This is a genomic window from Flavobacterium sp. Leaf82 (assembly GCF_001422725.1).
Classification (GTDB): Bacteria; Bacteroidota; Bacteroidia; order Flavobacteriales; family Flavobacteriaceae; genus Flavobacterium.
On record NZ_LMMA01000016.1, the window covers coordinates 19,221 to 28,364 of the forward strand.

The 9,144-nt window shown below is 33.5% G+C and carries 8 protein-coding genes and 2 tRNA genes; 6 read left to right on the forward strand and 4 right to left on the reverse strand.

Translation table 11 applies throughout. The features are described from left to right. Positions 1–2 precede the first annotated feature (2 nt). From ribB to ASF10_RS11965, 5 genes are all read left to right on the forward strand, one after another. The gene (ribB, locus tag ASF10_RS11945) at positions 3–1,136 is read left to right on the forward strand and encodes a 3,4-dihydroxy-2-butanone-4-phosphate synthase (RefSeq protein ID WP_056249401.1); all 1,134 of its coding nucleotides are present in this window, start codon (positions 3–5) and stop codon (positions 1,134–1,136) included. A gap of 1 nt (position 1,137) precedes the next feature. Further along, positions 1,138–1,536, forward strand: a complete 399-nt coding sequence (locus ASF10_RS11950) for an acyl-CoA thioesterase (RefSeq protein WP_056249405.1) — start codon at positions 1,138–1,140, stop codon at positions 1,534–1,536. 138 nt (positions 1,537–1,674) lie between these two features. After that, positions 1,675–1,762, forward strand: a tRNA-Ser gene (locus ASF10_RS11955). Between the two features lie 261 nt (positions 1,763–2,023). Continuing rightward, entirely contained in the window at positions 2,024–3,247 is a 1,224-nt protein-coding gene (locus ASF10_RS11960) for a site-specific integrase (protein WP_056249408.1), read from the forward strand. 83 nt (positions 3,248–3,330) lie between these two features. Beyond that, complete coding sequence (locus ASF10_RS11965) at positions 3,331–4,338, forward strand: YhcG family protein (protein ID WP_056249410.1); 1,008 nt, start codon at positions 3,331–3,333, stop codon at positions 4,336–4,338. Between the two features lie 739 nt (positions 4,339–5,077). On the opposite strand, the gene ASF10_RS11970 is transcribed toward ASF10_RS11965, so the two are convergent. After that, positions 5,078–5,629: a hypothetical protein gene (locus ASF10_RS11970; RefSeq protein ID WP_056249413.1), complete on the reverse strand. Its 552-nt coding sequence runs from the start codon at positions 5,627–5,629 to the stop codon at positions 5,078–5,080. Positions 5,630–5,856: 227 nt separating this feature from the next. After that, positions 5,857–6,915 carry a hypothetical protein gene (locus ASF10_RS11975; protein WP_131726532.1) on the reverse strand — a complete coding sequence of 353 codons (1,059 nt, stop codon included), beginning with the start codon at positions 6,913–6,915 and terminating at the stop codon, positions 5,857–5,859. A gap of 1,176 nt (positions 6,916–8,091) precedes the next feature. On the opposite strand from ASF10_RS11975, the gene ASF10_RS11980 reads away from it, so the two are divergent. Continuing rightward, positions 8,092–8,179, forward strand: a tRNA-Ser gene (locus tag ASF10_RS11980). Between the two features lie 173 nt (positions 8,180–8,352). Here the strand turns inward: ASF10_RS11980 and ASF10_RS11985 are convergent. Both ASF10_RS11985 and ASF10_RS24230 read right to left on the reverse strand, forming a co-directional pair. Then, positions 8,353–8,634 carry a helix-turn-helix domain-containing protein gene (locus ASF10_RS11985; RefSeq protein ID WP_241774943.1) on the reverse strand — a complete coding sequence of 94 codons (282 nt, stop codon included), beginning with the start codon at positions 8,632–8,634 and terminating at the stop codon, positions 8,353–8,355. A gap of 43 nt (positions 8,635–8,677) precedes the next feature. Next, positions 8,678–9,144, reverse strand: a 467-nt coding sequence (locus ASF10_RS24230) for a hypothetical protein (RefSeq protein WP_157849059.1), incomplete at its 5' end; no start/stop codon positions are given.

The window sequence follows — 9,144 nt, forward strand, 5'->3', positions numbered from 1 at the left end:
TTATGTCAACAACAAAAATACAACTGAATACCATTGAGGAAGCTATAGAAGATATTCGTCAAGGTAAAGTAATCATTGTAGTCGATGATGAAGATCGTGAAAACGAAGGTGATTTTCTGGCTGCAGCCGAAAAAGTAACACCTGAGATGATCAATTTTATGGCCACTCACGGACGTGGATTGATTTGCGCTCCTTTGACTGAAAGCCGTTGCAAGGAATTGGATTTAAGACCAATGGTTACCAATAATACAGATCATATGGAGACCGCTTTTACAGTTTCAGTTGATTTAAAAGGGCATGGTGTAACTACAGGAATTTCTGCCGCAGACAGATCTAAAACGGTTTTAGCGTTGACAGATTCTAATATTAAACCACATGAATTAGCAAGACCGGGACATATTTTTCCTCTAGTTGCCAAACAAGGCGGTGTATTAAGAAGAACTGGCCACACAGAAGCTGCTATTGATTTTGCTAGACTTGCAGGATTTAAATCAGCTGGTGTTATCTGCGAAATTTTAAATGAAGACGGAACTATGTCGCGTTTGCCTGAATTGGTAAAAGTTGCTGAAAAATTTAATTTAAAATTAGTTTCGATCGAAGATTTGGTTGCCTACAGAATGCAACACGATAGCTTGATTGTTAAAAAAGAAGATTTTGATATCGAAACCCGTTTTGGAGTTTTTAGATTAAGAGCTTACGAACAAACAACAAACAAACAAATTCATATTGCTTTAACAAAAGGAACGTGGAATCTTGGAGAACCAATCTTAACAAGAATTCACTCTTCACAAGTAAATAATGATTTATTAGGCACGTTAACTAATAATGCAGAACAGCAGTTAGACGATATGTTTAAAGTCATTAATGAAAATGGAAAAGGTGCTGTTATTTTTATTAATCAGGATATGACGGCTGTTAATTTGTTAAACCGAATTGCAGAACTTAAATCATTACAATCTAACGGAACATTAAAAGCTCCAAAGATTATTATTGACAGTAAAGATTACGGAATTGGAGCTCAAATTCTACATGATATTGATATTTCTAAAATTAGATTAGTATCGAATACAGAACAAACGAAACGTGTGGGAATGATTGGATACGGTCTTGAGATCACAGAATATGTAAACTACTAATATGGGGACATTAGAAGAAAGAATTGTAAAATCTGAGACACACATTTTTAAAGCTGTTTTTCCGAGTACTACGAATCATTACGACACTTTATTTGGAGGAACTGCTCTTCATCTTATGGATGAAGTTGCTTTTATTTGTGCTACGCGTTTTAGCCGCAAAAAGGTAGTTACAATATCTACAGGTCAAATTGACTTTAAAAAAGCAATTCCTGCCGGAACTTTAATTGAATTAGTAGCAAAAGTTGATAGCGTAGGAAGAACCAGCTGCAAAATTCATGTTGATATTTTTATGGAACAAATGTATTCTGAGCTTCGGGAAACGGTAGTTTCAGGAACTTTTTCGTTTGTTGCTGTTGATGAAAACAAAAAACCAACGCCAATTTTAGACGACTTAGATTAATTTTTAAAAAAATAATTCTCAGAAATACTGATAATTAGACACTTAAAAATTAACTTAAAAAAATCACTGAAAAAGTTTTTATAATCGGAAAAGCGCACTATATTTGCACTCGCAATCGGATAACGAAAGCGACATACTGGAGAAATGGCAGAGCGGTCGAATGCGGCAGTCTTGAAAACTGTTGACTGTAACAGGTCCGGGGGTTCGAATCCCTCTTTCTCCGCCAGATGAAGTTTCAAAAGAAATTTTAAAAGTCAAAAGCCTTTAAACACTAGTGTTTAAAGGCTTTTTCATTTTTGGCAACTTTTCAAAAAGCACATGTTTTATCAAAGAATGGTTACCCTATTAGTTACCCCGTTTTTTTTAGAGTCATTTTTCTCAAAAAAGGGTAACTAAAAAGAAAGAATTCCCCGGGAATTCCCTGCTGTCAATGGGCTCTCTTAAAATTTTTAATTCAATTTGATTATTAATTTTAAAACTAGATAACATGTTAAAAGTACTTTTCTACCAGAAATCCGACAAATTAAACAAGAACGGCGAATCTCCTATCTATGCCCGTCTGAGTTATAATAACAAACAAATTTCAATGTCAACCGGGCAAGCGATTTCAAAAGAAAGATGGGCGAGCACTAATAATCTTAGAAACCAGCTTAAAATTGAAAAAGAAATAGTAATCAAAAACCTGCTTGATCTTTTCCAGCTTAATGCAGCCAAAAAATTTACTGAACTCTTCAGAATTGATCCTGAGGTTGACCTTCAATTATTAAAAGCTGAAATTACAGGAAAAGTCAAAATCGACCAGCCTGAAGGCCCAACCGTAATTGAGATTATGAACACTTACATCTTATTTTTCAACAAAAGAGTTAAATCAGGAGAGCGTGCGTCGGCTTCACTTCAAAAATACAAAAGGGCAAAAGATCTGCTTTTGAATTTCATCACCGTTACCTACAAAAAGGAAGATATGTCAGCATCTGAACTATCAAGCTCGTTTGTCTTTAAACTCGAACAGTTCCTTAAATACGAGAGCAGTTTTAAAGAGCAGACAGGCATTAAAAACAATTCGGTGGTAAAATATATGAAAATGTATAAAACCGCCTGCAATTATTCCATTAAAATGGATTTAATCATAAAAAACCCATTCAACATTTATGACGGTAGGCTGAGTGTAAAAGATGCTGTTTTCCTAACCCAGCAGGAATTAAATACAATTGAGAATAAAATTTTTCCGACGCCACGTCTGGAGAAAGTTAAGGACATATTTCTTTTCAGCTGCTACACAGGATATGCCCCTGTCGATGCCTTGGAGCTGACCGAAAGAAACTTATCTGAAGATTCTACTGGAAATTTATGGATTATGACCAGCAGAGCCAAAACTGCCATTAGAGCCAATGTTCCAGTACTCCCTACCGTTGAGAAAATTATTTCGAAATATAAAAACCAGCAGAGAGGTCTCATCCCGAAAATTTCCAATCAGAAAATGAATGCTTATCTCAAGGAAATCGCTGATGTCTGCGGCATAGACAAGCATCTTACATGGTATGTTGCTAGACATACCTTTGCCACCACTGTCACTTTAGGGAATGGAGTAAGACTGGAAAATGTTTCGGCCATGATGGGTCATACCAATACTAAGCAGACACAGCATTATGCAAAAGTTTTAGATGTGAATATAATGGAAGATATGGAAAAACTGAAATCTAAATTTAGGTAAAATACTTCCAAAAAGAAATTTCTTGAATTGAAACCTCCTTTTAAAACTTTAATCAACTACGTCTAACTATTAAATTTAAAAAAATGCTTCAAAACCAATCCTTAATTCCTGATATAAAAGCAATAATTGAGACTTCAAAAGAACGTGCAGTTAGAGCTGTCGATAATGAAAGAACTACGATGTACTGGTCCATCGGAAAACGCATTTTTGAAGAAGAACAACAGGGAAAAGAAAGAGCTGACTACGGAACTTATTTAATCAGATATCTTGCAGAGCAGTTGCAACCTGAATATGGAAGTGGGTTTTCATACCGACAGTTAAATTGGTACCGACAGTTTTATAGGACTTTTCCAATTGTGTCTACACTGTGGACACAATTGAGCTGGAGCCAATACAAACTACTATTAGCAATTGATAATCAAAACAAAAGAGAATTTTACATTGCAGAAACAGTAAAAAATAATTGGACAGTTCGCCAGCTGGAGCGCCAGATAAACAGCAGTTTATTTGAACGACTCCTAATAAGCAGTGATCAAGAAAGTGTACTGGCAGTTGCACAAAATGAAAAACTACCTTCAGATGCCCGAGAAATTATAAAGGATCCAATGTATTTAGAATTCTTAGGCTTAAAACGTGAAACTTCATACTATGAAAAAGATCTGGAAAAGGCAATTATTACTCATCTTCAGGATTTCTTATTAGAAATAGGAAATGGATTTTCATTTGTTGCCAGACAAAAAAGATTACATATTTACGGAGATGAATTTTTTGTAGACATGGTTTTGTACAATAGATTACTTCAATGTTTTGTCTTAGTAGAAATCAAAACGCACAAACTTACGCATCAGGATATTGGACAATTGCAGATGTATGTAAACTATTATGACCGCATTGAAAAAAACGACAATGAAAATCCGACTATTGGAATACTGTTATGTGCAGATAAAAATGACGGAGTGGTAAAATTCACTTTACCCGAAAGCAACAAAAGCATAATTGCAAGTCAGTATCATTTATACCTTCCAACTGAACAGCAACTACTTGAAGAAGTCAAGAAAGAATTGGAAAATTTTGAAGAAGACAAAAAATGATTTTAAAAATAGTCTAGAGAAAGCTTAAAATTTTCACTTTATAAATGAACTAGATCTGACAACTTTTCTGCTGCAAAGAATAAAACAAACACCACTAACGCCTAAACTGTTTAAGCTTTGTAGCAGAATCGCGGCAGATTACATTTTGAAAACCTAAAGTTAAGCAAAACAAGATCTGAGAACTCTTAGATCTAAACGTTAAAGGTAAAAATATTGAATTAATTAATAATCTGAATTTAGGTGCAGAATAGGTGCATCTAGATTTAGGTTATCGATTAAAACACTGTGACAAAAAAATTTTAGAAGTATAGGTTCGAAACATTACTAAAATCAAACTATTCTGGACTCATGTTCGAATATCAGAGCGATACTACCTATAAGGCTCGAATCCTATTCTCGCTGACAGTAAAAGTTTCTAATTTCTCTGAGAAAACAAATTGCATAACTACTTGTTGTTCACCTAAGATCAAAAATTGGTTTATCTAAACCTCATTCCAATAAAGATTTTAGTCCGAATATTTATCATCGTATTGACAAACATCTTTTTCCACTTCGGATGAATACCTAAATCTGCCTCTCCCTAAAATATTTTTTTTGGCAAATCAACATTTGCAAATCATTTTTAGTAAATAAAAAAATCAGCTCTTAAAAGGATCATGAGTCAAGACTTGTTCATTTATTAACCAAAAAGTCTTATTTACTGACACTTAAAATTGCAGATAAAAATCAGAATTTTGAATTAAAAACCTTGACTTGCTCGTATATATCCTTGAGCCAGAGCATCCATTCTAGTCGGTGTATCCGGATGTGTTGATGTGCCTGTATATGAAAATAATAAACTAAATGCAGCATGTGCATCGTTTAATGAAGGACAACCAAGTTTATATAAAACATAACCAGAAACATAATCTGCTTGCAATTCCCTAGTCCAAGGATGTATAAAGCTACCATACCAAGATGAATGCATTGAATAATGATGTCCAACCTCATGCGCTAAAACTGATATTGGGCCCCAAAAATTGTTTTGATGTAAATAGCCTAAAAAATCAGCGTTATAAGTGATGCAACGATTGCCGTACGCATCTGCAAACGCACAAGCGTCAGACACTCCACTTTGATAAACTGGTATTGCAGGAATATTTAATGTGTTACAGACCTGACCAATCACTTGTATGGCGGTAGTAGTAGGATTAATCATATTTGCATCACATGATCCTCCTGAATAAGAACAGTAATAAACTTGCGAAAAACCTGACAAACTAAAAAACAGAAAAAATGCAGTAATCCTCATAACATATTTTTTTAAAGTTAAAAGTATACGTAAAATATTATCTGAATTCAAAAACAATTAAGAACCCTATAAAACAGCTCCAAGCTTTATTTTTTTTATTCATACCTCATTTCTACAACTCTTCGACTATTATTTCAAGAAATACAAATATTATCGTCAACACTTGTCATTCATCCACTAGATGAGACAGAATTCTAGATTAGTACTCCATTCTCGAGTGTATCTTATTATTTATTCATATCTACAATTCCATCATATTCAAATTTCCAGTCATTAGCGTCGAAAATCGTCATTTGTTTAGATATAACCTCGTTCGGATTTATTGCAATGTCGCCTTCTTCGTATCTTTTCCATTGTCCACTATATTTATCTCTATATACTATTTTAAATCTTACTATTCCAGTTTTACCACCTTCATTTCTGATAACAAAAAATGCAGAGTGACCATCTGCGGACTTATCCATTATACCATATGAAATTTTAGCTGGTGCGTTATCTGGCTTCGATGTAGGTTGCTGTGGAATAGGAGCAGGTGCAGTTAATGGAACAGGCATATCACAATCACATTTTATTCGTTCATCATTTTGTAAATTTGATTTTATTGCATACACCTTAATGTTTTTTATATAAGCACTCGAGACATTGCCTCTGTCACCGTGTCCAGTGATGAATAATGTATGACCTAAAACTCTAGGAGGATTTTGCGAATCGTCTTTTCTAAAAATTGGCTCAAACCGAAATTTACCGTGTCTTTTTGTCTTGCCATCATAAAAAAATTTACATACTTGCCAACCTTCAGGTAACAAAAGCGGCATTACCACATTACAGTCATTTTCATTGCCTCCACCAGTATTTGCAGACACACAATAGAAAGTATTATCTATCTTGAAAATTTTCTTATTTGGATTTTCGTATGTATAGTGCTGCCCTCCAGGTTGGGCAGTACAATAAACGGCTTCAGCGTGTTCCAGATAAAACTGATCTATTGATTTGTACTCATCAGTAAGAAATTCTTTTCCTGTTGCCAATGCTTGTAATGAATCTTGCATTCTGATTCCACGATATTGCAATTTTAGGTCAAACTTTGATACTGGGTCTAGTGACTCTAAAATCATTTTTTTTCCCTCATCTGTTTTACAAAGTTCTATCCATTTTTGATCTACAGGAATATATTTAGTTATTCCAGATTGCATAATCCACTCATTATCGACATCATCTTGCCCTCTAATTAGATTACTAATAAAAAGCATAGTTATTAGTGAGAATGTAAAAAAACATTTCTTCATAAGATATGAATTTAAATAGTAAAAATAGTTTTTTTTTTAATATCTCGCAAAGCATTTTTGACCTTATCACTTATTTATCAGATTATTACGCAAAAATCAACATTCAAATACTAGTTCTCAATTTACCTTGTATATTGGTATCCATATCTAATTCTCCATCAATCTAAACTCTAACTGTATAAATTTAAATAACAATTTAAATAATTCTTTTCAATTCGTTACTTAGGGTGTCCAATTGTTAAAATATAATCATGAAAATTAAGTTTGTGTACTATGTACTACAATAGAAAACTTTATATACATTTGTAAAAACCATAAAAACAGAACCATGCAAGATATTGAAAATAAGGAAGATGAGAGAAAATGTTGCAAACTTTGTAATTGTGAAGGCTTCTCACAGGGGAATCCAACTACAGTTTGTAGAGATTGTGGTCATGATTGGGATGAACATAAATGCTAAGTTTGGAATGTAACTCACGAGTTTTTGCATAAGGGAAACCTCAATATGAATTTTGGTTATATCAATTATTATAAAATTGGCATCTTTTTGACATAAAATGTAAAGACGAATTAAACAATAAATTATTGCATACACATGCTCTAACTTTCATTGCACGATCTTATTGGACAAAGCATTAGTCAGAAAGTAACTGCTATTATAGTGCTGTCGCCGAAAGTTTTTTTTAACACTGAAAACAGAATTGAGATATCGGAAAAAATAAAAAACTAGCAATAAAGTCAATTTAAAACTATATTGAAAATTTCGACAATACAGTAAGGTGATATTCCTCTCTTAGTAATTTGACAATTGAAGATTTAAATAATGAGTCTCCTATCTCTAGATAAGCTTTTCATGGTTTTCGCTACTGACACAATTTGAAGTTAATTACCAAATTTACAGATCTTTATAATAACTTTCGCACTGCAGACACAATTGAACTGGTCATGTAAAAGATGCAGAATAAAATAATACAGATCGATATTTTTATTTTATTGATTTTGTCACAATATAACAATCTTAAATTATGGCATTTTTCACAAGCCACTTACAGAACTATAAAGATTTATAAAACAAGCAGTTAAATTATTTCCTTTATAAAACTATCAAAAAAATTTCTAGAATCAAAAAAACATTTTATCTTTGCACCCGCAATGAGAAAATTATTGTGTCTTACTGGAGGAATGGCAGAGCGGTCGAATGCGGCAGTCTTGAAAACTGTTGACTGTAACAGGTCCGGGGGTTCGAATCCCTCTTCCTCCGCCACAAAAAGTCCAAAAAGTGACTTTAAAAAACAAAAAGCCTTTAAACACTGATGTTTAAAGGCTTTTTCATTTGGAATGGTATCAAACCCAGCTTAAAAAACAGTCACCTTCTTAGTTACCCACTCTATTTTGGAGTTACTTTTTTATAATTTGGGTAACTAATTAAATGCTCAATTATAGTTCATTGCTTCTTAGTATTTTATCGATCTTACCGCTGTCATATAAAAAAATATCTCCAAGCTTTGTGTAGGGAAGAATTCCGGTCTGTCTGTATTTTATAATAGTGTTATTGGACAGCCCAAACATCTTTTTTAAATCTTCATTACGATAATATTCAGGTCTCAAGACTTTTCCTTGGCATATTTTTGAATCAATTCTTTCCAGTCTTGCCATCACAGACGCTATCAACTCTTTCACTTCCATCACATAAGACAGCTTCTTTTCTTTCTTCATCATTGGTGAGTTTTTTACTTATTATTAATTTTTTCTCCTTTCCATTCTACCAGCTCTCCAGCCTTCTCGTACGCTCCTGCATTACTGCAATAAATTCATTTAAAAATTTAATCTGTTTCTCTTTATAAATATAGCCCTTACATTCAGAAAACTGTCTGCTGATCGACTTGATTTTCGACTGTCCTCCGTCATCGCTGGCATATGTGAAATTATTTTCGAGGAAAAGCTGAAACTTACTTCTATTATTTTTTTCATCTGCATTATCAAAAAACAAAAGACCTTCATCCATTAAGATATAAAAGAGCTGGGCAAAGTCAATTTTACTGTAACAGGATTTACATTTTTCTTTAAAAAAAACAGATTGCACTTTTTTGTCCCCGTCAGTTTGGCTGACTAGATCTTCTAATTGCAAATTCCGGTTATATTGATCACCCCATTCCGTTTTAAAGTGAGCACCTGATTCCAGTTCAAAATGACCACCTAATTCCGGTGCAAAGTGAGCACCTCCGTTTT

What these genes read in the sequence shown, in the direction of transcription:
- ASF10_RS11970 (WP_056249413.1), bottom strand. Translation starts at nt 5,629, where the DNA reads ATGAGGATTACTGCATTTTTTCTGTTTTTTAGTTTGTCAGGTTTTTCG.
- ASF10_RS11985 (WP_241774943.1), bottom strand. Translation starts at nt 8,634, where the DNA reads ATGATGAAGAAAGAAAAGAAGCTGTCTTATGTGATGGAAGTGAAAGAG.
- ASF10_RS11975 (WP_131726532.1), bottom strand. Translation starts at nt 6,915, where the DNA reads ATGAAGAAATGTTTTTTTACATTCTCACTAATAACTATGCTTTTTATT.
- ASF10_RS11960 (WP_056249408.1), top strand. Translation starts at nt 2,024, where the DNA reads ATGTTAAAAGTACTTTTCTACCAGAAATCCGACAAATTAAACAAGAAC.
- ASF10_RS11950 (WP_056249405.1), top strand. Translation starts at nt 1,138, where the DNA reads ATGGGGACATTAGAAGAAAGAATTGTAAAATCTGAGACACACATTTTT.
- ASF10_RS11965 (WP_056249410.1), top strand. Translation starts at nt 3,331, where the DNA reads ATGCTTCAAAACCAATCCTTAATTCCTGATATAAAAGCAATAATTGAG.
- ribB (WP_056249401.1), top strand. Translation starts at nt 3, where the DNA reads ATGTCAACAACAAAAATACAACTGAATACCATTGAGGAAGCTATAGAA.